This is a genomic window from Flavisolibacter ginsenosidimutans, assembly GCF_007970805.1.
GTDB lineage: Bacteria > Bacteroidota > Bacteroidia > Chitinophagales > Chitinophagaceae > Flavisolibacter > Flavisolibacter ginsenosidimutans.
Map to the genome: position 1 here is coordinate 1,431,579 of NZ_CP042433.1, position 22,601 is coordinate 1,454,179.

The following is a 22,601-nucleotide window of genomic DNA, read 5'->3' on the forward strand; positions in this document are numbered from 1 at the left end:
TTCATTGTTGTTCTACGGCAGTAGTATCGTTTACCAACAAGACAAAAGCTTCCGCGAATTCCGTTAAATTCCGTTGCGTTTTGCTATCCTTAATGTTTCCGTCTTCAGATATTTTTCCCTTTATACCCTGAATCAGCAGGCAAGTTTCGTCGGTGAACCTCGCCATTACTGTTCGCATAATCAACTGCAATTCTTCGTGGCCTCTTTCACCTTGTGCCGAAGCCGTAATCAAACCCGTTGGTTTGTTGCTGAATACAGTTGTAGCAACGCACCATTCAATGGCGTTTTTCAATCCGCTGGGAATGCTAAAAACATATTCCGGCGTGCAGATAATCAAGCCGTCGGCTTTTGCAACGGCTTCTCTAAATCTTACCACTGTTTCCGGCGGATTTTCTACAGACAGTTTTGGATCAAAATGCGGAAGCGTTTTTAAATCGCCAAACGCCGTCAACACAAAATTGTTTGGCAGCAAGCGGGATAGATGTTCAACGAGTTTTTGGTTTGATGAACTATCGCTTGCGCTTCCAATAATTGCCAGGATGTTTTTTGTATGCGTCGTTGCCTCTGGGTCTTGCGTCAATTCCATCAAGCAGCTTCTTAATAATTGTAAAACGTTCTTGTCCTGTTTACCCGCAAGTCTCGCAGTACCGATGACTTGGGACTTAGCGTAATGTTGAAGTACTGGTAATTGCCAATGGGCGTCACGGCAATGGACATTTGCCAGCAGTGCATTTCGCGGGCAATGCTCATGGAGAAGCTCGTCACCTTGCCCGTGTTGAAATCAAAAAAGCCGTTGGTGCTGAAGTTCCACTTGGGCGTTAAATTAAAACTGTTGTTGAAGGAGATGCTCGAATTAATGCTCGTTGTATAGCCGCTGTAGTCCGGCTTCAGGGTTCGGTTAAAAGACAAGGAATACGAAAGGTTCACGGACCATGGAATATTGAAATCCACAAACTCGGCAGGGTTGCGCTGCATGTAATCCTGCAAGGCTTGCTGGTCGCTCAAAAGATTGGGGTCTGTAATTGTTGTTTGCTTCTTTGACTTGTCGCCGTCTTTTGACTTGCTTTGAAACGAAGTAGAAGCCGAGATACTCCCGCCGGTAAAACGGCCCGGCGTGAACCGGCCGCCTTCCCATACAAAACGATTTACACGCAAGCCCGAATCCGTGGCCTGGTAAGGATCAAGCTGGCCTTGCGCCGAGATGCTGAGTTTTTCAAACAAGGTTGTGCGGAAATAAAGATTGAAGGGCTGAAGCTTGAAAGCAGTATCCAAAAAATTATAGGCGCTTGTAAAACCAAAACCGTCAATCAACTTGACCTTTTTCGTTCCTCCTTCGGCCGTATCTTTTTTGTTGCGCACTTTCATCTCCAGATTGTTGTCCAGGCCAAAGCTCAATCCGCCAAACCGCCCGTACGAATAAGGTGAAAACAAATTTCCTTCAAATTGTGCCAGGGCTTGCTTGTGCCCAAGTGTGTCGGTTTGTATGTAGTCGTAGTTACGTTTGGAAACATTGGGCTTGTAGTTGAAACTAACGGTGGGCCGCATCACGTGGCGAATGGCTACGATGTTCGAGTTTTTTCCAAACTCGTACATACCGTAAATGTTGGTGTTAAAGCTGATGCCAAAGTTTAATTGCCGGTCTGTATAAAAACCTTTGCGAAGACTGAGCGTATCTACTTTTTTATTTGCGCTGTCCCACACGCGGCTAAAGCGTTTGGTGTACCATGTCTCTTCGTAATTCACAAAAGGGCTGACAAAGAATTTTCCCAAAGGCGGCAATTGCAGACTGATGGGGAAACGGTGTTGTGCGCCCCATTGCATCGTATCCAAAATAGTGCGCAGGCTTACGTGGCCGGTATCGTAAAACGAAATCTGGTTGCGGGCTACAGCGCTGTATCCAACGCCAATCTTTTCGTACCAGCGCGGCGTACCTACAAACTCTTTGCGCTGAAACGGGTATTGCGTGGTTACCGTAAAACCGGCATCGGGCAAGGTAACATTGATAAGACGGCTAAGGCTGTTCTGGTTGTGGTTTGCACTAAGCTGCAACGAGTAAGGTTTGCCCTGCCATTGCCGCGTGTACGAAATAGAGGAATAAAGATTGTTTTGAAAATTCTTGTACGGGTTGTTGGCAATGTATTGGTTGTACCGCGTAGAGCCGGCGGTAACCGAAGCCATGAAATTGACTCCCGGTTTAGCCCGCGAGTCCATGCTGTGGTTCCAGTTGATCTGAAAAGCTTTAATGAGTTGATAATCGGGGTCGCCCTTGAAGGCAAACTTTGTATGGGTGATGCCGATGTTGAACGAACCGTTGTAGCGATAGCGCTTGCGGTATTGCGGAATGAGGTTCAGGTTCCAACCACCATAAGAATAAACGTTGGTGCGAACGGTAACGTCCACGTAATCGTTCAGCACCTGGTACCAGCCCATGCCTTCAAGGCCCAAACCAAATTGTACGTTTGAGGTAAACTGCGGCGGCAAAAAACCGGAATGCCTTCCCTGCGAAAGCGGGTAAATGCCAAAAGGCAAATAAATGGGAATGGGCACGCCTTCAAATTCCGGGTGCGTTGGCCCCGAAACCGCAAGGCTGTTGGAGATAACCTTCATCTTGTTTGTCTTGAAGGCAAAATGCGGATCGTCCAAATTGCAGGTGGTGAAATAGCCTTCTTTCACGTACACGGTCCGTTCGTCTATTTTCTTCGACACATTGGCTTTAATGTAAAACTCCCCTTCTTTGGTGTAAGTATTCGTTGTAAGACCTTTCTGGCTCTTAAAATTGTATTGAAAGGAATCGCTTTCAAACATTTGTTCCTTGCTCTTGAACGTTGCACGTGTAAGCGTTCGTCCGAGGCTGTCCTTCTCACCGATTGCCGTTAATATATTGGTCTGTTGGTCAAGAACGGTTCGGGGTGCATTGATTAAAACGTCTTTGTATTTCGTTTCCGTTTTGCCGTACAGGATAAACCGTTGTTCTTTCACCAACAGCACGGCGCTGTCTTCGGCCTGGTACTCTACCGGCGCGTCTAATGTGTCCTTCGCAAGCTTTAGGGAAAAGGTATCGGTGCGTTGCGCGGTGAAACTTGAATCGTTCTTGCGTGGCGGAAGCGTATCGGAAAGAACCAGCAGCGAATCGCGACTCGTTCGGGGAATTGTGTCTTTTGCCAATTGCCGGTTTCTGAATGCTGATTGCTGATGACCGATTGCCGATTGCTTCTTCGGAATCGTGTCTTTGATCTGCTCTGAAGAAATTGTATTTTGTCCGCCTGCGGCTTGTGTCTTTGCCGACGTTAGCACAATGCAAAATGTGGCTGTGGCCATCAGAACACCGAGCCAATTTCGTTTAAATTTGTGCAGTCCGGACATAAGAAGTAAACAAATGTAGTCGTTCCGTCCTTAAAGGATTTGTGAAGATTCCAAACCGTCAAACAAAATCTGATATGTTGAAAAAACCATTTCTGTTTCTCTTTTTTTTCCTCTTTTCCCTTTGCTTTTTTTCTTTCGCGCAGCCACCAAAAAAAGCGGGTCGAACCATCATTATTGACCCCGGCCACGGTGGGCCCGACCAAGGCGCCGACGGACTCCATTCTACCGAAGCACAGTTAACGCTTGCCATCAGCAAACGACTGGGTGAACTCATGGAAAAAGAATTGCCCGACGTGAATCTTTTGTTTACCCGCACTACTGATGTCTTTCCCGGCAATACCCGAACAAAGAACGACGCCTTGCATTACCGCGCTTCTTTTGCCAACCAGTCAAAGGCCGATTTATTCATCAGCATTCATTGCAATTCCGCAGGACGTGCGCCGGGCGGCTGGAACGAAAGGCGCATTGTAGGCTATGATGAGAAAGTAACGTACACCGGCAAAAAGAAAAAGAAGAAGCACGTAGTGAAAGTGCCTATCTACGAAAGCTTTTACGTAACCAACGTCACCAAAGGCACCGAAACCTTTGTGTGGACGGCCGCTGAGAATTCGCACAAAGGACAGTTTGTTACCGGGAACGGCGAGTTTGATAGCGGCGAAGGCAACGACAGCACCATTGTGGAGCAGGCCAACGATCCCGTGATTAACGCACTGAAATCCGTTTACAGCAAGAAATATTTTTTAAAAAGCGTTAAGCTGGGCGAGTTTGTGCAACAGGAATTTGAAAAGGCTGGCCGCATTAACCGCGGCGTAAAACAACGAAACGAAAAAGGCATTTGGGTTTTGCACGCCACGGGTATGCCGAGCATTTTGATTGAAGCCGGCTTTATCTCTAACAAAGAAGAAGAAGAATACATGAACAGCGAGAGCGGTCAAACCGAAATCGCCAACAACATCCTGCAAGCTATCAAAGCCTATCTTTCGTCGCTTGACGCACCGGCAAAAGGAGCATAAGCAAAAGCGTTGGCTGGCTTTGCAGCAATTTTCACCGAAAACAAAAACGAGTTTTAATTCTTTATAAGAAATTCGCTTTTTCTAAAACGTATCGGGTATGCTGAAAAAAACTTTTTTAATCGTAACCCTGTTTTCCGTTTCGGCCTTGCTGACTTCTTTTGCGCCGCCGAAGAAGGATCAGCAAGTGATCAAAACCATCATCATTGACGCGGGCCACGGCATCATGGACAACGGCAACCACAACGGCGCAAGAGGCAGCTATTCTTATGAAGATGACATTTGCCTGGCAGTGGCGAAAAAGCTGGTGGCGAAAATCAGGGACCAATACCCCGACATTAAAATTGTAGAAACGCGGCCCACCGAAAACATCGTGGCGCTGAAAGAAAGAGCCAACATTGCCAACCGCAACCACGGCGATCTTTTTGTTTCCATTCACGTGAACGCCATGCCGCCCATTCATCACAAGGAGTTGGTGGGCTACGAAAAAGAAGTGTACTACACCGGCAAAGGCAAGAAGAAAAAAAAGCACACCCGCAAGGTGCCGCAATACCGCTATTATACTACGCCCAATACGCACGAAAAAGGCACGCAAACCTACATTTGGGGAGCGCACAAAGCCGAGGATAAAGAACTGGCTGTTCGCGAAAACGCACAGATGCTTGAAGAAGACAACTACAAGCAAACCTATGGCGACATTGACCCCAACTCGCCGGAGTTTGTGGCGCTCTCGCTTGTAAAAACAAAGCAGTACAGCACCCGCAGCGCCATGCTGTCGAACATGGTGGAAGAACAATTTTCAAAAGTGGGCCGCATCAGCGGTGGCCCCATGCAAAGGCAAGTAGGCATTTGGGTTTTGCAAGCCACGGCCATGCCGAGCATTCTTGTGGAAACCGGTTTCATCACCAATCCTGATGAAGAAAAATACTTGAACAGCGAAAACGGCCAATTTGAACTGGCCGACTGCATCACAAAGGCCGTTGGCAATTACATGAAATGGCTGGAGAAAAGGCAGAACGCAAACGGCCCTTCGGTTTACGTGCCCGCTACACCGGCAACAATGAACGATGCTTTCCTGCAAGCTTTGAATGAACACCACAACACGCCTGGAGAAAACAGAAAGACGTTGGCGGCAAAATAACCGGGCTTAAATACTCTGGCCTTTTTGCGTTGATCATTTATGAACCAGGGGTTCGCTTATCTATTTTGCTTTCGTTGTGTCGCACACTTGTACGCTTTGTTCGCTCTGCGGCAGATTTGCATCACGAACAAACGGTGGGGCAATTTTCTGGTTAGTAAATTAAGATAGTGAGTCGTATTTGCGCTATAAGTTTAAAGGCGCGGCAATATTTATAAGTGGTTGAAAAGGTGATGACAAAAATTGCGCTGGTAAATTTGTCAAGTATATTAGCGCAAATACAACTGTTGGAAGCAATGAAGAATATCTCGAATTAAAGATGCCTTGAATACCTTGCGCTTATTGCTTAAATTTGGTGGATCTATGACTGTAATCGAGAAGCATAGAAGAGACATTCAAAAGTTATGCGCACAGCATAAGGTAAAAAAGCTGTATGCATTCGGTTCTGCTTTGACACCCAAGTTCAACAGTGACAGCGATATTGACTTCATAGTTGATTTTGAATCTCAGGATATTGATTGTTATGCGGACAATTATTTTAATCTAAAGTTTGCACTTGAGGAGGTTTTCAAAAGGCGTATTGATCTTTTAGAAGAAAAGACCATCAAGAACCCATACTTTAAACAAGCGATAGAAAATCAACGTCGACTTCTTTATGGAGCTTGAAATCAAAACCTGGCTTTTCGACATCCTAAATGCTATCGAGGAAATTGAATCTTTCACCAACTTTCAAGACTTTGCTTCGTTCCATTCTGATCTCAAAACCAAAAGAGCGGTTGAAAGAGACATCGAAATTATTGGTGAAGCAATGAGCAGAATACTAGCCAAAGACGATTCGATTGATGTTGCCAATACAAGAAAGATTGTCGACACTAGAAACCGCATCATCCATGGTTACGATACTGTTTCTGACGAAATTTTATGGAACATAATTATACAGCATCTGCCAATCCTTAAACAAGAGATTCAAGAACTTCTTAAATAGCACTGCTGCTAACAATAGTTTGCCGCTATACCGGCAGACGAATAATCAATCATCATTTGCTCTTTAATTAGCTTTTGAATAACTTACGAAGCTAACGAATCCCAGATTGCCGGTATTGCAGCCAGCCCTGAACGTTAGGCGTAATTTTCAATAGCTCTTTCACATTATAACGAATGAAAAAAGTCAAGAAAGTCCTTATCCTGTTTATCGTTCTTCTTCTCGCACTTTCCCTCATCTATTTTATCCCTGAAAGGAAAAAGGAAATCAAAACACAACACTTCACCCTTCTCTTTAGCAGCAGCATTGACACGGCGGCCATCATGGAGTTGGCAATTGCTTTGGAAAGCAATTATTTCAGAATTGGAAGTGATCTTCAAACAACGCCTTCGAACAACATTCAAACAAACGTTTACGCTCAACGGTGGCGGTACATAAAAGCTACGGGAAACTGGAGCGCTTCGGGAAACATTGAAGGCATTTCAAAACTTCATTTCGTGGAAAAGGCCTGGGGAGAAAGCGACAACGCAAAAGTTGCGGTTCACGAATTCGCTCATACCGTCACGTTGAAATTGCTTTTGGACAACGAGCAACAACCGGTCAATTCAAAGGACTTTGACAAAAAGTTTTCAACCTTTCCCGTTTGGCTTTGGGAGGCCATCAGCGTATACGAAGCCAATCAATTTGTTGATCCCAAAAACTTGCCTTACTTAAACAACGGACAATATCCAACGCTTTCAGAACTCGACAACCGCTTAAAAGGCGGAAAGATTTACGATTGCGGCTATACGATTATCGAGTACATCTTATCCAAATACGGACATGACAATTTGATCAGCCTTGTTAAGAATTACGGCAATTTGAAAAAGACTTTTGCCGTTACGGATGAACGGTTTTGCAAGGACTGGTTTGACTTTGTAAAAGCTAAATATCTGAAATAAACAATGAATCCTTCTTTTGTTGTGCTACCGCAATGGTTTAACGTCCGCACGATACAAACCTTATAATGTAGTCATCATCTCCACGTCTTCTTCCGCCACGGCCTCTTTACTTGCTTGCTGAACGATCAATTTTCTTCCCAGCGTGTAAAGCAACAACGCACTAACGGAGCAACCGGCCATCACGCCGGCCATCGGCAATGACGTGTGGTTTTGCAAAAGACTCACCACTGCCGATGCGCCGGCGCCTACGCCCATTTGTATGGCGCCCATCAACGCCGAAGCACTGCCCGCATTGTGACCAAACGAAGCCAGCGAAAGCGCCGACGCATTGGGAAAAACAAAACCCTGGCAACACAAAAAAAGAAAGATGAGAAGAATGGTAATGTATAAGCCGTTCAAACTAAAAAGAGCAAGACAGGCAAAGGTTAATCCAACCGCACTTTGACAAAGCAGCGAGATTTGAATGATTTGTTCACTTGAGTATTTCTTCAGTGCAAGATTGTTGATTTGACTGGCACTGATAATCCCTAAAGCAATGAGCGCAAAGATCCAACCGTATTGCTTTTCACTCACCTTGAATATCTCCATAAACACATTGGGCGAACCGCTGATGTAAGCACACAAACCGCCATAAGCAACGGCTCCAGTAAAAGCATATGTATAAAACTGCGGATGCTTAACAATGCCTGCAAAATTTTTCACAATAGCTCCTGCTTTCAATGAAAAATTCGGATCGGGATTTTTGCTTTCGGGCAATAAAAAATATACGCCGGTGAGAATGGCAATGTTTATCCCGATAAGAATGACAAAAACGTAACGCCAGCCAAAAACAGCGGTTACATAACCACCGGCCGTCGGCGCAATAATTGGCGACACTGCTACTACCAGCATCAAGGTTGAAAATATTTTGGCGTTCTGTTTTACATCAAACAAATCCCGCACAATGGCCCGCGCCGCCACCATGCCCGCACAGCCGCCTAAAGCCTGCAACAAGCGAAACAGGATCAATGAATTTACCGACGTAGCCAACGCACAACCAACGGAAGCGAGCAGGTAAATACAAAGGCCCGCATACAAAGGCTTTTTCCTGCCCAATCGTTCCAGCAATGGCCCATAGATCAACTGCCCCACAGAAATGCCGATGAAAAAACTGGACAACGACAACATAACCTGCGCTATGGATGTGTGCAGGTTCTTCGCGATGTCGGGAAAAGCCGGCAGGTACATGTCAATGGAAAAAGGCCCGATAGCGGTTAGCAAACCCAATATGAGAATGAGGTAGAAATTCTTGTTAGTGCCGTTGGTATTCATATCGTCTAAAGACTGCAAAGGTATTGGCTGTGCATTGACGATACCCGGTAGAAAATAAAAACGGCGGTGAAAGCAGAAAGGCTGAGCAGGCAAAAACTTTATGCCTTTATCCAGCTTGCGTTTCGCTCAATCAATGCTTCGCTCATCTGCCTGAATACCTTTGCTTTTAATTCACCCACGTCTTTCGGTGTCAGTCCCTCAACGCTTACCTCAGGCAAAAAAACCGAGCGGCTTTTGCCGGGATTCAAGGAAAAAACAGACCGGTGATCCATCCGGTCATAGGTGTTTAAAAAAAGCACCGGCATGATGGGCGTGCCGGTTTCAATGGCAATGCGAAAGGCGCCGTCGTAAAAATCTTTGAGGGGTTCATGGCTCATGTTAAACGTGCCTTCGGGAAAAACAAGCACCGAGATTTCTTTGCGCAAAACAGATTTTAAGATCTGCACGCTTCTGGCCCGGTTGCCCGCACTGCTTCGGTCAACGGTAACGATGGCGTTTTTGTAAATGGTGCCGAAGACGGGAATCTTTGCCATCTCCACTTTGCCCAACGGCCGCACCGGATGACGAAAGGTTTTGGGAATCACCGCCGCATCCAAATAAGAAATATGGTTGGCCACAAAAATGTACGAGCAATGTTCTTTTGGTTTTTGAAGGTAAACGTTTTTGTGAAAGATAAACACGAGCGGAAACCAAATGTCGGCCCAAATAACGCAGGCCTGATAAACAAGGTTGCCACCTTTGATTTTGCCAAAAAATGTGGCAAAGAGCGACCACAAAAAAACAGGCAGCATCAAAACAAGAAACAGCGCAAAAGCATAAAGAACGTAGAGGCACTGCAGAGACTTCAGCAAAATGCGCATCAATTGTTATTTTTCTTTTCATCGCCGGGACAATGGCATTCAAAATCCTCTTCCAAATTGTAGCAAGTGATTACTTTGGTTTCGTCAGTGCACTGCGCAAAGATTACACGGATGTTTTCACCGCTGGTGGTGCGGCCTTGCAGCGCAAAGGTTGGACAAGGCCTGTCGGCCCGGTTTGATTTGTTGAAATTAATGCTCCCCTTCTCCATGATCTCCGCAATTTCGTCTTTGCTGATGTGGCGGCAGTCCATGCGGCAAAGCGCATGTTTGGTGTAATATACGGTTGCCGGATGGCGATCAAAGGCCTCGTGTTGCAGCGGTTCTTTCCATCGCTTTAAAATAAAAACGAAGAAAAATCCAATCACGATCAGGAGGGAAAAAACAACTTTTGCCGGCTTCATGTTTTTGACGAAGTGCAAGTATAGTCAAAAGCCGCCTATTAATTTTTCTTCCAAACATAGTCTCGTTGATGCAGGTTATTTCGATGTGTACTGCACCCAGAAAGCTTCGGGCTCATACATTTTTTTCAGGGCTAATGAATTACTTGTTGAAGAACGTTGCTGGCCGTTCTCTCCGCGTTGACGGCTGCCGCCGCCGTACGCTCCACCGCCGCGTCGCCCGCCACCGCCACGCATTCCGCCGCCCATTGGTCTGCCGCCTTCTTCGGATGGTGCTGCGCCTTCGTTGGTTGCTGCTTTTGGTTTGTCCACCGCGCCAATAAAAAATCCAACTTCCATGTTTTGATTTTTCACATCGGTCGGGAAAGCCGCAAAGGGAACGGTCACTTCGTATATCAACTCGCCGCTTTCGTTCCAATTAATGGCGCCTTTAAAGCCGGTGTTTTCGCGGATGCTTTGCACACCCGAATAAGCCGGCTTAAAGCCAATGCGGTTAAAGCTGATTAAACCACTTTCAATGCGACGATGCAAATCTTTTGTATCGGGTTTTTCGCCTTGCGCAAAATTCGGGCGGAAGGTTTCGTCGGGCAGTTCGCCTTTTACGGGGTAAATGATCTCGGTTGTTTTTGCGTGTTTGCCGGTAGGGTCAAACCAAACTTCCATGCCGCCGCGAATTAGTTTCATTTGCTCGGCAGGATCGGCAATTTTGAACAACACGTAAAGATTGTCGCGGCTGTTGGCAAGAGCGTAGTCAATTCCGTTGGCTGTTGCCAGCAGCGGAACACCCTGCCAGTCCTGCATTTGACCGTCAACGGTTATGGACGCAACGCTTGCAGGCTGCGCTTTTGCTTCTGCATTTTCTGTTGCGGCTTTGTGATTGCTGCCGCAAGCGCTTAAAACAGCGGCAATTCCATAAATGAAACACGAAGACTTCATACCCAATATTTGAAAGGCAAAGCTATTGCGGCCAGAGTTGTTCAATCTTAAACAAGGTTAATGTTTGGCAAAAGCGATTGTCAAAAGAACGTTATAGAAAAAAGGAGGTTTAAACGAGCCGCCACGAAACCGTTTATCTTTGCCGGTTCATGGAAAAACAACGGTCGGTCGCTTTTCACACGCTTGGTTGCAAGCTCAATTTTTCGGAAACCTCTACGCTTTCCCGCACGCTGGAAGCCGAAGGTTTTTTGAAAAAAGACTTTGACGACCTGGCAGACGTGTACGTTATCAATACCTGCTCCGTTACCGACAATGCCGACAAAGAATGCCGGCAATTGGTGCGCCGCATTCAGCGCAAGGCACCGGAGAGCTTGGTGGTGATTACTGGTTGTTATGCGCAATTAAAACCAAAAGAAATTTCAGCAATACCTGGTGTAAATCTTGTTTTGGGCGCCGCGGAAAAATTCAACATTGCTTCGCATTTAAAAGAACTTACGAAGAACGATTCGGGCAAGATCAGCAGTTGCGACATTGAAGATGTTTCAGGCTTTCATGCTTCCTTTTCCGTGAACGACCGGACGCGGACCTTTTTGAAAGTACAGGACGGCTGCGATTACACTTGCTCGTTTTGCACCATCCCGATGGCCCGCGGAAAAAGCCGCAGCGACGGTATTGAGAACGTAGTTCGGCAAGCGGAGCAGCTTGGACAAAGTGGTGTGAAAGAAATTGTTTTAACGGGTGTGAATCTTGGTGATTTTGGCAAAGGCCCTGATGGTGCAAAAAAAAGCGAAGAAAGCTTTTACAAACTGGTACAAAAGTTGGAAAACGTAGGAGGTATTGAACGCTATCGCATCTCTTCCATCGAGCCCAATCTGCTTTCAGACGACATCATCCGGTTTGTTTCGCAAAGCAAAAAGTTCATGCCGCATTTTCACATTCCGCTGCAAAGCGGCAGCAACGAAATACTGGCCCTTATGCGCCGGCGGTACAAGCGTGAATTGTATGCCGAGAAAGTGGCGATGATCAAATCGTTGATGCCGCACTGCGCCATTGGTGTAGATGTGATCGTTGGTTTTCCATCGGAAAGCGATGCGCATTTCAAGGAAACCTTTGACTTCCTGCACGCATTGAATGTTTCTTACCTGCACGTTTTCACGTACTCGGAAAGAGACAACACAAAAGCGCTGGAAATTAAACCTGTGGTGCCGGTGAATGTTCGGCACGAGCGCAACAAAGCCTTGCGCAACCTGAGCTATATGAAGATGCAATACTTTACCGAACAGCACCGCGGACAAAGCCGGAAAGTATTGTTTGAAGGCCACGAAAAAGGCGGCATGATGGAAGGCTATACCGATAACTATATTCGCATTTCAACGCCGTTCCGCGAAGAGTGGGAAAACCGGATTGTTGACTGGAACGTATAATTTAAAATGAAGAAATATTTACTTACCGCAAAATTTGAATGGACCGAGGAGATGATGCAGTTGGTTCCGGAGCACCGCGAAATTGTCAATTCCCTAATTGACGAGCAGGTGATTGATCACTACGTGGTGAGCATGGAAACACAAACGGTTTGGATAACGATGAACGCCAAAACAAAGCGGGAAGCAAAAAGTTATTTGTCGCCTTCGCCTTTGTACAAACACTGGAAAGTGCAGGTGTACGAACTCATGGTCTGGGACGGCCAAAACTATCGTTTGCCAGCCCTACAGTTGAACTGAAAAAGTTTTGAAAATTCTTCGAAAAAATATTTTTTTCTGTGAAGTTCAGAACCCTATTTTTGCACTCCCAACAAAAACGGGACAGTTCTTCAAAAGGGAGTTTAGCTCAGCTGGTTCAGAGCATCTGCCTTACAAGCAGAGGGTCGGCGGTTCGAACCCGTCAACTCCCACCAAAGCCTTCGTGAAGCACGAAGGCTTTTTCATTTATGGCCATTCATCATTATACCCTTCATTCCACCACGGCACGGAAGAGCAAAACCACACGATGAATTGTCTCGCTTAAGCAGCGCAAAGAATATTCAAGCCTGCGATGTCATCCAGAATTTGTCCTTCTACTCCTTTTTCCACCGCTTCCTGAAATTGCCAACCCTCTGCGCCGCGACTCAATACAATGCAGGGAAAGCGCTGGTCCAGGTGATAGAAATAAGGCTTAAAGAGAAGCATGTCTTGGGTCATTAGTATTTCGTAACTAACGACGTCCTCGTTGTAAAACAGAGCGGTGTTGGCCAGCAATTTCATAGAGAGCTATTTAATTGATTGACGAATTTTATTTGAGTCTTTTGTATTTTAACAAACGACGCACATCCTTTTGTTTTCCAAAGGTTTTGAGTTCACTCACTGAATTGTCTTCTGAAAAGCAACTCAATATTTTATTACTCTCTCGGTAAACACACAGTCGGCAAATACAGCTCTCACAACATAAATTCCCGAAGCATACTGGCTAAGATCAAACCTGTATGTGTTGCTGGCGGCACCGTTGCCCACGATTACTTCTTTCACCTTTTGCCCCGTGCTTGTAAATACCTGCAGCAGTTGTAAACCTGATGGCTGGTAAAACTGCACGGCAATTTGTCCGGTTGTTGGATTGGGCGTAACCAAAAATTTTCGTGCTTTTAAATTCGGATTAATGGTTATTGTCCGGAGGTTAACGTCATCTAAATAAACGTTGTTTTCGTAACCCGTAGTATTGCGAAAGGCGAACAAAAGATTGTCTTTACCAATATAGCCCGCAAGGTTAATCGAATCTTTCCGCCATTGCGTTGAAGAAGGAACAAAGAAACTCGTCTTCGGAGCCGTTTCCGTCACAAGTGAAGCGCCCCATTTCTTGTAAAGGCTTGCGTACGTCTGGCCGCAATCGGTGCTCACCAAAACTTCCAGCGTGTCCCAGGTATTGCCGGTGGTTGTTGTAGCGGTGTACGCCGCAGCCGCAACCTGGAACGACAAAAATGCCGAATCCACCGTTGACGCGATGCGCACAGTGGGCATTCGCAAATCATCTTTCTGCCCTACTTGGCTGTTGTCGAAATTATCAATCATGGCACTTGCCAACCCGGTTTTTGCAGCAGCAGTGGTACGCTGCCAGGTGATGCCGTTGTCGGGATTGACAACGTCCCAGGCCGTTGGCGGAAAGGCGGTGTTTTCAAAGCTTTCGCTTACCTGCGAAACGGGTTCGTAGTATTGAAAATTCAGCGTTAAGGTGTCGTTTGCGTTGTTCTCATCATTCACTGCGTTGGGTTTCGATACATATACAGTCAATACGTGATTTCCGACGGTTGCCGTCATTTGGCTCAGAGTAACAAGACTTGTTTGTCCATAAGCCAAACTCCCCGACCACGGCGTTGTACTGGCATTTCCGTTATCAATCTTTGCGGTAATGAGCAAGGAAGTCAATGTCTGCGTTCCCTTGTTTTGAAGGGTTATGACGGGAGTAAAATTACTGCCGCACAAACGCTGGTTTGGCGTGGTGATGGTTTTCAATTTTGCATCGTAATTCTTTGGCACTACAACCTGGCAACCATCTGAAGAAAGCAATGAAGAACGATAAAGCGACAAGGCCGTTTCCATTCGTGACGCCTGTTGCGTTGTAAACATCACGAGGCAAACATCGTTTGTATAGTCCATGTAGTTCTGGTACATGATGCCGTTTCCAACACTTGTGCACGCATCCGTTCTAACGCCGGTGTACGCTCCCGAGGATGCGTCGGCCTGGTTGGGTGTATCGTCCACATAATCGGTTCCGGTGCAGGCGCCGTTGTCATCTCCCCAAATGTGGTAAAGATTGAAGTAATGCCCCGTTTCGTGAGTGAGTGTTTTACCGCCGTTGTAAGCGCTGTAACTTCCGCCGGGCAAAGAGCGATAATCCATTACGACGCCTTGTTCCGCAGGCGAACCATCGTTGGGAAAAGTGGCGTAACCCAACAAGCCGCCGGAGAGCGGGCAAACCCACACGTTGAAATATTTATCAGTGTTCCAACTGTCGTCTCCACCACTCGTTGTGTGCTTCGCACCGTCGTCGGTACCAAATGAAGCTTGCGCCGTTGTCACCCGAACGATGCCCGTTGTTGGCTCGCCGTCAGGGGTGCGTTGCGCCAGGCAAAACTGAATAGAGGATTTTCCAAAAAAAGATTTGAAATATGAAGGAATGCGAACCGAATCGCCGTTGTTGCCAAAAAAATTCTTGTTCAGCGTGTCAAGTTGCGCTTGCAATTGTGCATCGGTTACGACGGCCGGATTCGATAGCACAACGTGAAAGACAACCGGAATGTAAACGGCCGTGCGATTTTCAGCGAAGCTTTTGCCTTGTGCGGTTTTTTCCGAAGCTCTTTTGTTGAAGGCCGCCTGTTCAGCTTCAAACCGCAACCGCAAAGCAGGATTGCGTTGCAGCCTTTCTTCGAGCCGCTGCATCGTAGCGCATTGCTCTACCGAAACGCGGCTGGCCTTCTGCGCCAAAGAAGGCAACGAAAAGGGCAAGAGAAAGCCAAGCAGGAATTTGGATAATGAACGCATAGAAATTGGCATTGGCATAAAACGCATCAGAAGACTTTTCATTGCAAAAGTTTATTTAAATATTTCGTTCGTGGACGAAAAGGCGGAATGCCCCGGTAAACGAAGAATGCAGTGCCGTGTTTAAGGAAAGGCCAATAAATTTTTTAACGTAGCGCAACGTTAATCTCCTTGTTATTTCGCTCAATCAACTTTACTTAGCAAGGATTTATTTTTCTATGTCGAAACGTTTTATTCTATCGCTTCTTTGCGCCGCCGTTTGCCGCTTTGCTTTTTCGCAAAAACTTGATTCGCTCCTGGAGATTCAGCGTAAGGCCGATCCACAGGAAAAAATTTACGTACAGTTTGACAAAGGTTATTACAACCCCGGCGAAACAATTTGGTTCAAAGCCTACCTTTTTACCGGCAGTGAAATTTCGGAGGTCAGCAAAAATTTTTACGCCGAATTGCTCGACGAAAAGGGGGCCGTTATCAGCCAGCGAACGGCCCCGGTTTTTCTTGCCAGCGCTACGGGCAACTTTGCGATTGACTCCAATTTTGCAAAGCCCTTTGTTTATTTCAGGGCGTACACCGTTTCAATGCTGAACAGCGACACCAGTTTTTTTTATTCAAAAGCCATTCGCATTCTTTCCACAAAATCTTCGTTGGCAAAAACGGTGGCTACCCAAACGCCGCCTGCGCTCAGCTTTATGCCCGAAGGCGGCGATTTGATTGCGAGTTTGCCATCGGAACTTGCCTTTCTTGCTACCAACGAACAAGGCTTGCCCGTAGCCGTTAGCGGCAGCGTTGCCGACAATACCGGCGCAAAGCTTGCCGAAATAAAAACACTTCACGACGGCATGGGTCGTTTCATACTTACACCCGAAGCAGGAAAAACCTACACCGCCACCTGGAAAACCGCCGAAGGGAAACAATACACAACTTCGTTGCCCGCCGTAAAAGCGCAAGGCCTCGGATTGAAAATCGTTGAAGGCGAAGGCACCAAGCGCTTTATGATCTTTCGATCGGGAGAAGTGGATGATGCGCTAAAAAATTTGCACATCATCGCATACATGAACCAACGTTTGCTGTTTCAGGCCAATGCCAACCTTACGGCCAAAACAGCCGCCAGCGGCAATTTTCCCACAAAGGATTTGCCTTCAGGCATTTTGCAGATTACCGTTTTTGATGGGAATTATAAGCCCGTTGCTGAACGCATCACCTTTGTCAACAACCACGACTACGAGTTTGACGGCGATGCTTTTCTTGCAGAAAAAAATTTTGCTCACCGCGGCCTGAACGTCGTTGAAATTTCTACATCGGATACACTGCCGACAAACCTCTCGCTGTCTGTTGTGGACGCCGATTTGAACGAGCGAAACCCGATGGACGACAACATCATCAGTCACATGTTGCTCACCGGCGACCTGCGTGGAAAAATCGTTAACCCGTATTACTATTTTTTTAGCAACGACGACAGCGCGGCGGTTAAACTTGATTTGGTGATGATGACGCACGGCTGGCGGCATTACAACTGGGAAAACGTTTTTGCCGGAAAAGTAACGCCGGCTAAATGGAAGGAAAGCAGTTACCTGAGCCTGAGCGGAACAGTAGCAGGTTTGCCGCCCGGCGGTTACAGTCCCGGCCTTCAGCTAACGGGCATTTTGCAAACCGCTGATTCGGCAAAGAACTTTGTTGTGCTGCCCGTTGACCGCACGGGGAAAGTCTTTACCGACGGTCTTATTTTTTATGACCAGGCCAAGCTGTTTTTCAACTTCAACAAAAAGAATTTAACCTTCGACAAAAGCATGTTGCTTTTGGACAACGGCTTGCGCAAAGGCTACGTGAGAGCAATTCCTGACTCCTCGGTAAAAACAGGCTTGCCGGAATTACCGCCCGCCATCGTAGCCGCCAACAACAAGGCAAATAGAATGTCGCTTCAGGCAAGCCGGTTGCTGGCCAATTCAAAAGTCATGTCAACCGTAACCATTACGGCAAAAGCCAAAACGGCGAAGGACAGAATGGAAGAAAAATACGTGAGCGGTTTGTTCACCGGCGATGCCGTAAACTTTGATTTGGTGAACGACCCGCTTGCAGGAAGCTACATGGACGTGTTTCAGTTTTTACAGGGTCGCGTGGCCGGTTTGCAGATAAACTACGGTGGCGGCGAGCCTACACTTTCCTGGCGCGGGGCCACGCCCGTTGTTTACCTGAATGAAATGCGGGCCGATGTGGACATGATACAAGCCACGCCGGTAAGCGACATTGCTTACATCAAAGTGTTCCGTCCCGGCTCCAGCATTGTTTCGGGCGGCGGTGGCGGCGTTATTTCCATTTATACACGCAAGGGCGGTGATGCGCAGCCCGACCCCAATTCGAAAGGGCTGTCCTACATTTCCATTGCGGGCTACTCGCCGGTTAAACAATTCTACTCGCCCAATTACGCTACGTTCTCCGAACGCGATGCTTACGATGATGTGCGCAGCACCTTGTACTGGAATCCAGCCATCTTCCTCAACAAATCGCAGAAGCGCCTTCAACTGAAGTTTTACAACAACGACATCACCAAGCGCTTTCGGTTGATCATGGAAGGAATGAATACCGACGGCAAGATGATTCACGTGGAGAAGGTGATTGGCGAATGATGGTTGAGGTTCTTCTGCGAAGATTTTTTCTTCGTAAGCAGATGAAGTTTTGAAAGTTGTATTTGTGCTACGCTGAAACATCCGCGCAATTTTTGGCAATGGGTTTATAACCAATGATTACAAAATATTGCCGCGGGTAGAAAGGACGCGTCTATTAGCGTAAATACAACTCTTAGCGGCAAGCAATTACGGCCAGTCATCAGGTTCAGTCAAACGAAAAACTTATCTTTGAAATTAACATGCCGACACTGAACACGATACTGAAAGAACTCAAAAATGTTCCGGTTGACCGGCTGGAAGATTTGTATTCCATTATTCACTCTTTGCGGGCAAATACAAAAAAGTCTGACAAGAAGAGCAAGAGAATTCTCTCTTTTGCAGGTTCGTTCGGTGACATGACTGATACCGAATACAATGACTTCTGTACCCAGATAAGAGACACAAGAAACAACCTTTTTGACCGTGACATCAACATATGAAGCCTGCTCTTGTTGACACAGACATCCTTTCCGAGTTTCTTCGTGGCACTGCCAAAGTTGTAGAGAACGCAGAAAAGTATTTGCAGGAGTATGATGCCATCAATTTCAGCATTATTACTTACTACGAAATTCTAAACGGATTGCTGTACAAAGACGCCAGAAAACAACTCCAAAAATTTACTGACTTTTCAGAGCTCAACAAGGTGCTCCCACTGACAGTTAGTGCGACCAAACAAGCGGCTGGAATTTATGCTGAACTAAAAAAGACAGGTCAGCCTATCGGACACACCGACTGCTTGATTGCAGGTATTGCATTGACAAACGGCTTACAATTGGTGACAAACAACACAGACCACTTCAAACGAGTGAGCGGACTTGAATTAGTGAATTGGTTAGAGTGAACTTTGCCATGCCGCTAACAGGGTGATTCTAAAACAGCGGCTTGACTGTAAGGGCTAAACGACATAACTTTATTCATCAATGGAACAATGATGAAACTGTAGGAACACAAAATGCCGCTGCTTCAGAATCACCTTCTCTGTTAGCTACAAAACCAAAAGCCTTCGCAAATGCGAAGGCTTTTTTACACACTTAATCCCGTTTACAATTTCTTTATTTTGATGTTCCGGTACCAAACCTCGTTGCCGTGGTCCTGCAAACCGATGCGGCCTTTTTTAAACGTGCCGAAACCGAGCCATTGCTTGAACTTGCTGATGGCAATCATCTGGCGCCAGTTTTCGTCCCACATGGTTGTAGACAACGTATGCTGGCCGTTCAAATAAAAATCAAGCTTGCCGTTTTTGGCTACAATTTCCGCGGCGTTCCATTCGCCCTGCGGCTTTGCCACTTCCTTTGCTGCAAGCAGGTCGTACAAATCGCCTGCACGGTGTGTGTACAATTTTCCATCCGGATGTCCGAGCCTTGTCGGTGTTCCGTTGTCGAGCACCTGCATTTCCATACCCGTTTCATAACTCTCGCCAATTTTTGGGTCTTCGTGAATGAAAAAGATAACGCCGCTGTTTCCCTTCGGCGAAATTTTCCATTCAAGCTTCAGGTCAAAGTTGTCAAATTCTTCGTCGGTCACAAGGTCACCGCCGCTGCCGCTGTTTTGCTTTTTTGCCAGCGTGTCTAAGTGCAGCGCACCGTTTTCTATTTGCCACGCCTTACCCGCTTCCTTCTTGTTGTACGTGTGCCAACCCTTTGTTGTCTTGCCGTCAAACAAGTTTGTCCAGCCGTCTTGCGTAGCCTGCATATTGGTTGCTTGCATCGAAGTTTTTGTTGTATAAGCGGTTAAGGAAAGTGCCGCACCCGCGGCGATAAAGAGCGCAATCGTTTTCATGATTTACTGTTGATTGATTGAAAGAATATAAGCGACCATTGTTTTTGCATCGGCTTCAGAAATTTGCGGATGCGGAATCATGGGAACGGTGCCCCAATTGCCTGAGCCGCCCTTGATAATTTTTTGCGCAAGCGTGTCCACCATCTCGGGTTTACCGGCATAGCGTTTTGCCACTTCGGTATAAGCCGGGCCCGTACTCTTGTCGGCTACTTTGTGGCAGGTAAGACAGTCGCTTTTGGTGATGAGGTCAAGACCCTTTTCCTGCTCGGCCGTCATGCCGGTAGCCGCAGATTTGGAACTTTCCGCAGCACTTTTGTTCTCTTCTGCTGCGCTTCCTTTGTTGTCTTTGTTGCCGCAGCTAATCAACAAGGCCGCTGCAAAAAACGTGATGCAAATTTTCTTCATTGTGCTGATTGGTTTTTTATTGAATGCCTAAAACTTTTTTGTTGAATGCTTCGTCGCTGCTAACGCCGGCAAAATCATCAAAGGCTTTGTCGGTCACGCGAATGATGTGGTCTTTGATAAAGGCACATCCTTCTCTTGCGCCATCTTCGGGATGCTTGAGCACACACTCCCACTCCATCACGGCCCAGCCTTCATAACCGTATTGTGTCAATTTGCTAAAGATAGACTTGAAATCAACCTGCCCGTCGCCCGGCGAACGGTAACGGCCCGCCCGGTTGAGCCAACCTTGATATCCGCCAAAGGTTCCCTGCTTGCCGGTTTTGTTGAACTCCGCATCTTTTACGTGAAAGGCTTTAATGCGTTCGTGGTAATGATCTATGTAAGCGAGATAATCCAGTTGTTGCAACACAAAATGCGAAGCATCATAAAGCAAACAGGCACGCGGATGATTGTTTACTTCCCGCAAAAACATTTCGTAAGTCTCGCCGTCAAACAGATCTTCACAAGGATGTATTTCATAACAAACGTCCACGCCGCATTCGTCGAAATAATTCAGAATCGGGAGCCAGCGTTTGGCGAGTTCCTTAAAGCCTTCTTCCACCAACCCTTCGGGACGTTGCGGCCAGGGATGAAAATAAGGCCAGAGCAACGAACCGCTGAACGAAGGGCAGGCGTTCAAGCCCAAATTCTGCGAAGCCTTTGCAGCGTATTTCATTTGCTGCACGGCCCATTCGGTTCGGGCTTTTGGGTTGCCGCGAAGCGCTTCCGGCGCAAAGCCGTCGAACAATAAATCATATGCCGGATGCACGGCCACCAACTGTCCCTGAATGTGCGTGGCAAGTTCGGTTACTTGGAGCCCGCAACTGTTTATCAAACCTTTCCATTCGTCGCAATAGGTTTTGCTTTCCGCGGCCTTTTGCAGGTCAATGCAACGCGGGTCGTTGGTAGGAATTTGCACGCCAACAAAACCCAGGCTTGCGGCCCATTGGCAAATGCTTTTTAATTCGTTGAACGGTGGCTTGTCGCTGAGGAATTGCGCAAGAAAAATTCCGGGTCCTTTTATGGTTTGCATGAAAGAAGTTTAGATGTTCAGACAACGTAATCCGTCCATTTTTTATCTGATTCACTTGAGGCCACCACGTTATCAATAAAGGCCATGCCGCGTATGCCGTCTTCCACACCGGGAAAGTCGAGCGATTCTTTGGACGGCTCATCGCCTTCCAGTTTCGCCTGCAAGGTCCTGGCAAAATTGCGGTAGATGTTTCCGAACGCTTCAAGATAACCTTCGGGATGCCCGCCCGGTGTCCGGCAGTTTTGCGTGGCATACGATGATAAAAAAGCCGTGTAATTGCTTCCGGCCCGCAAAACCTGCATGGGTTGGTCGAGCCATTTTACCAACAAGGTATTCGGTTCCATTTGATGCCATTCAAGTCCGCCGTTCTCACCGTAGATTTTTATTTTCAGGGCGTTTTCTTCACCCGCTGCAATTTGCGTGGCGATTAAAACACCGGACGCACCGTTGTTGAATTTCAAGAGCACAGCGCCGTCATCATCCAACGCACGGCCTTCAACCACAACATTCAAATCGGCGCAAAGCTTTGTAATCTTTAAGCCAGAGATGTATTCGGCCAAATGAGCCGCGTGTGTGCCGATGTCGCCCATCGCTCCCGCTTTGCCCGATTTGGAAGGATCGGTTCGCCAGGCAGCCTGTGCATTGCCCTCGCGTTCCGACAAACGGCTTAACCATCCTTGCGGGTACTCCACAATTATTTTCCGGATCTTTCCCAACGTGCCTTCCTTCACCATTTGGCGGGCCTGCTTCACCATTGGGTAACCCGAATAAGTATGGGTGAGACAAAGTATCAAACCCGTTTCCTCCACTTTTTGCTTTAGCTTTTTTGCCTCGTCCAGCGTGAACGTCATGGGCTTTTCGATAACTACGTGAAAGCCGTTTTCAAGCGCCGTCATGGCAGGGGCAAAATGCGCAAAATTGGGTGTAACGATGGTAACAAAATCAATTCGTTTGTCCGAGGGCAACGCCGCTTCTGCTTTTATCATTTCTTCGTACGACGTATAGTTTCGATCATCGGGAAGAAACAACATTCGCCCGGACTCCTTCGCCACGTCTGCTTTTATGCTCAGTGCGCCGGCGGTCAATTCAATGAGGCCGTCCATGTTAGCGGCAATGCGGTGGATGGCGCCAATGAACGCATCCTTTCCGCCACCAATCATTCCCATTCGTAATTTTCGCATAGCCAATCGTGTTTTGTTTGAAGATTAGTTTGAAGCGAAGCAAAAACAATTTTCGCT

The 22,601-nt window shown here is 46.9% G+C and carries 22 protein-coding genes and 1 tRNA gene; 11 read left to right on the top strand and 12 right to left on the bottom strand.

Annotated elements, in window-relative coordinates:
• Position 1: 1 nt before the first annotated feature.
• Both FSB75_RS05915 and FSB75_RS05920 read right to left on the bottom strand, forming a co-directional pair.
• Positions 2–586, bottom strand: coding sequence for an NADPH-dependent FMN reductase (locus FSB75_RS05915; RefSeq protein ID WP_146784195.1), 585 nt, complete (start codon positions 584–586; stop codon positions 2–4).
• 11 nt (positions 587–597) lie between these two features.
• Complete coding sequence (locus FSB75_RS05920) at positions 598–3,318, bottom strand: putative LPS assembly protein LptD (protein WP_146784198.1); 2,721 nt, start codon at positions 3,316–3,318, stop codon at positions 598–600.
• 119 nt (positions 3,319–3,437) lie between these two features.
• On the opposite strand from FSB75_RS05920, the gene FSB75_RS05925 reads away from it, so the two are divergent.
• The 5 genes from FSB75_RS05925 (at position 3,438) to FSB75_RS05945 (ending at position 7,434) form a co-directional block, all read left to right on the top strand.
• Positions 3,438–4,376, top strand: a complete 939-nt coding sequence (locus FSB75_RS05925; RefSeq protein ID WP_146784201.1) for an N-acetylmuramoyl-L-alanine amidase family protein — start codon at positions 3,438–3,440, stop codon at positions 4,374–4,376.
• A gap of 97 nt (positions 4,377–4,473) precedes the next feature.
• The gene (locus FSB75_RS05930) at positions 4,474–5,514 is read left to right on the top strand and encodes an N-acetylmuramoyl-L-alanine amidase family protein (protein WP_146784204.1); all 1,041 of its coding nucleotides are present in this window, start codon (positions 4,474–4,476) and stop codon (positions 5,512–5,514) included.
• Positions 5,515–5,874: 360 nt separating this feature from the next.
• Positions 5,875–6,177, top strand: a complete 303-nt coding sequence (locus FSB75_RS05935) for a nucleotidyltransferase family protein (protein WP_146791807.1) — start codon at positions 5,875–5,877, stop codon at positions 6,175–6,177.
• Positions 6,167–6,496, top strand: coding sequence for a HepT-like ribonuclease domain-containing protein (locus tag FSB75_RS05940; RefSeq protein WP_146784207.1), 330 nt, complete (start codon positions 6,167–6,169; stop codon positions 6,494–6,496). The genes FSB75_RS05935 and FSB75_RS05940 overlap by 11 nt, the downstream gene beginning before the upstream one ends.
• A gap of 173 nt (positions 6,497–6,669) precedes the next feature.
• On the top strand, positions 6,670–7,434 hold the full coding sequence (locus FSB75_RS05945) for a hypothetical protein (protein WP_146784210.1): 765 nt from the start codon (positions 6,670–6,672) through the stop codon (positions 7,432–7,434).
• Between the two features lie 60 nt (positions 7,435–7,494).
• Here FSB75_RS05945 and FSB75_RS05950 read toward each other — a convergent pair whose 3' ends face one another.
• From FSB75_RS05950 to FSB75_RS05965, 4 genes are all read right to left on the bottom strand, one after another.
• Complete coding sequence (locus FSB75_RS05950; RefSeq protein ID WP_146784212.1) at positions 7,495–8,745, bottom strand: multidrug effflux MFS transporter; 1,251 nt, start codon at positions 8,743–8,745, stop codon at positions 7,495–7,497.
• A gap of 98 nt (positions 8,746–8,843) precedes the next feature.
• A complete protein-coding gene (locus FSB75_RS05955; protein ID WP_146784215.1) occupies positions 8,844–9,605 on the bottom strand; it encodes a lysophospholipid acyltransferase family protein in 762 nt (253 codons plus the stop codon).
• On the bottom strand, positions 9,605–10,006 hold the full coding sequence (locus FSB75_RS05960) for a DUF4258 domain-containing protein (protein WP_146784218.1): 402 nt from the start codon (positions 10,004–10,006) through the stop codon (positions 9,605–9,607). The genes FSB75_RS05955 and FSB75_RS05960 overlap by 1 nt, the downstream gene beginning before the upstream one ends.
• 75 nt (positions 10,007–10,081) lie before the next feature.
• Positions 10,082–10,939 carry a hypothetical protein gene (locus tag FSB75_RS05965; RefSeq protein ID WP_146784221.1) on the bottom strand — a complete coding sequence of 286 codons (858 nt, stop codon included), beginning with the start codon at positions 10,937–10,939 and terminating at the stop codon, positions 10,082–10,084.
• A 149-nt stretch (positions 10,940–11,088) separates the two neighbouring features.
• On the opposite strand from FSB75_RS05965, the gene mtaB reads away from it, so the two are divergent.
• From mtaB to FSB75_RS05980, 3 genes are all read left to right on the top strand, one after another.
• Positions 11,089–12,363: a tRNA (N(6)-L-threonylcarbamoyladenosine(37)-C(2))-methylthiotransferase MtaB gene (gene mtaB / locus FSB75_RS05970; protein WP_146784224.1), complete on the top strand. Its 1,275-nt coding sequence runs from the start codon at positions 11,089–11,091 to the stop codon at positions 12,361–12,363.
• Between the two features lie 6 nt (positions 12,364–12,369).
• A complete protein-coding gene (locus tag FSB75_RS05975) occupies positions 12,370–12,660 on the top strand; it encodes a hypothetical protein (RefSeq protein WP_146784228.1) in 291 nt (96 codons plus the stop codon).
• Positions 12,661–12,755: 95 nt separating this feature from the next.
• Positions 12,756–12,833, top strand: a tRNA-Val gene (locus FSB75_RS05980).
• Positions 12,834–12,939: 106 nt separating this feature from the next.
• Here the strand turns inward: FSB75_RS05980 and FSB75_RS05985 are convergent.
• On the bottom strand, positions 12,940–13,179 hold the full coding sequence (locus tag FSB75_RS05985) for a hypothetical protein (protein ID WP_146784231.1): 240 nt from the start codon (positions 13,177–13,179) through the stop codon (positions 12,940–12,942).
• Positions 13,180–13,302: 123 nt separating this feature from the next.
• Complete coding sequence (locus FSB75_RS05990; protein WP_227990784.1) at positions 13,303–15,447, bottom strand: M43 family zinc metalloprotease; 2,145 nt, start codon at positions 15,445–15,447, stop codon at positions 13,303–13,305.
• Positions 15,448–15,662: 215 nt separating this feature from the next.
• On the opposite strand from FSB75_RS05990, the gene FSB75_RS05995 reads away from it, so the two are divergent.
• The 3 genes from FSB75_RS05995 to FSB75_RS06005 all read left to right on the top strand — a co-directional run bounded on the left by FSB75_RS05995 (position 15,663) and on the right by FSB75_RS06005 (position 18,948).
• A complete protein-coding gene (locus FSB75_RS05995; protein WP_146784233.1) occupies positions 15,663–18,068 on the top strand; it encodes a hypothetical protein in 2,406 nt (801 codons plus the stop codon).
• A 239-nt stretch (positions 18,069–18,307) separates the two neighbouring features.
• Entirely contained in the window at positions 18,308–18,547 is a 240-nt protein-coding gene (locus FSB75_RS06000; protein ID WP_146784237.1) for a hypothetical protein, read from the top strand.
• The gene (locus FSB75_RS06005) at positions 18,544–18,948 is read left to right on the top strand and encodes a type II toxin-antitoxin system VapC family toxin (RefSeq protein ID WP_146784239.1); all 405 of its coding nucleotides are present in this window, start codon (positions 18,544–18,546) and stop codon (positions 18,946–18,948) included. The genes FSB75_RS06000 and FSB75_RS06005 overlap by 4 nt, the downstream gene beginning before the upstream one ends.
• Positions 18,949–19,148: 200 nt before the next feature.
• Here FSB75_RS06005 and FSB75_RS06010 read toward each other — a convergent pair whose 3' ends face one another.
• The 4 genes from FSB75_RS06010 to FSB75_RS06025 are packed head-to-tail and all read right to left on the bottom strand — an operon-like array spanning position 19,149 to position 22,544.
• A complete protein-coding gene (locus tag FSB75_RS06010; protein ID WP_146784242.1) occupies positions 19,149–19,886 on the bottom strand; it encodes a 3-keto-disaccharide hydrolase in 738 nt (245 codons plus the stop codon).
• 3 nt (positions 19,887–19,889) lie between these two features.
• Positions 19,890–20,291, bottom strand: coding sequence for a c-type cytochrome (locus FSB75_RS06015; protein WP_146784245.1), 402 nt, complete (start codon positions 20,289–20,291; stop codon positions 19,890–19,892).
• Positions 20,292–20,307: 16 nt separating this feature from the next.
• Entirely contained in the window at positions 20,308–21,363 is a 1,056-nt protein-coding gene (locus tag FSB75_RS06020) for a sugar phosphate isomerase/epimerase family protein (RefSeq protein WP_146784248.1), read from the bottom strand.
• A gap of 17 nt (positions 21,364–21,380) precedes the next feature.
• Positions 21,381–22,544, bottom strand: a complete 1,164-nt coding sequence (locus tag FSB75_RS06025) for a Gfo/Idh/MocA family protein (protein ID WP_227990787.1) — start codon at positions 22,542–22,544, stop codon at positions 21,381–21,383.
• Positions 22,545–22,601 lie beyond the last annotated feature (57 nt).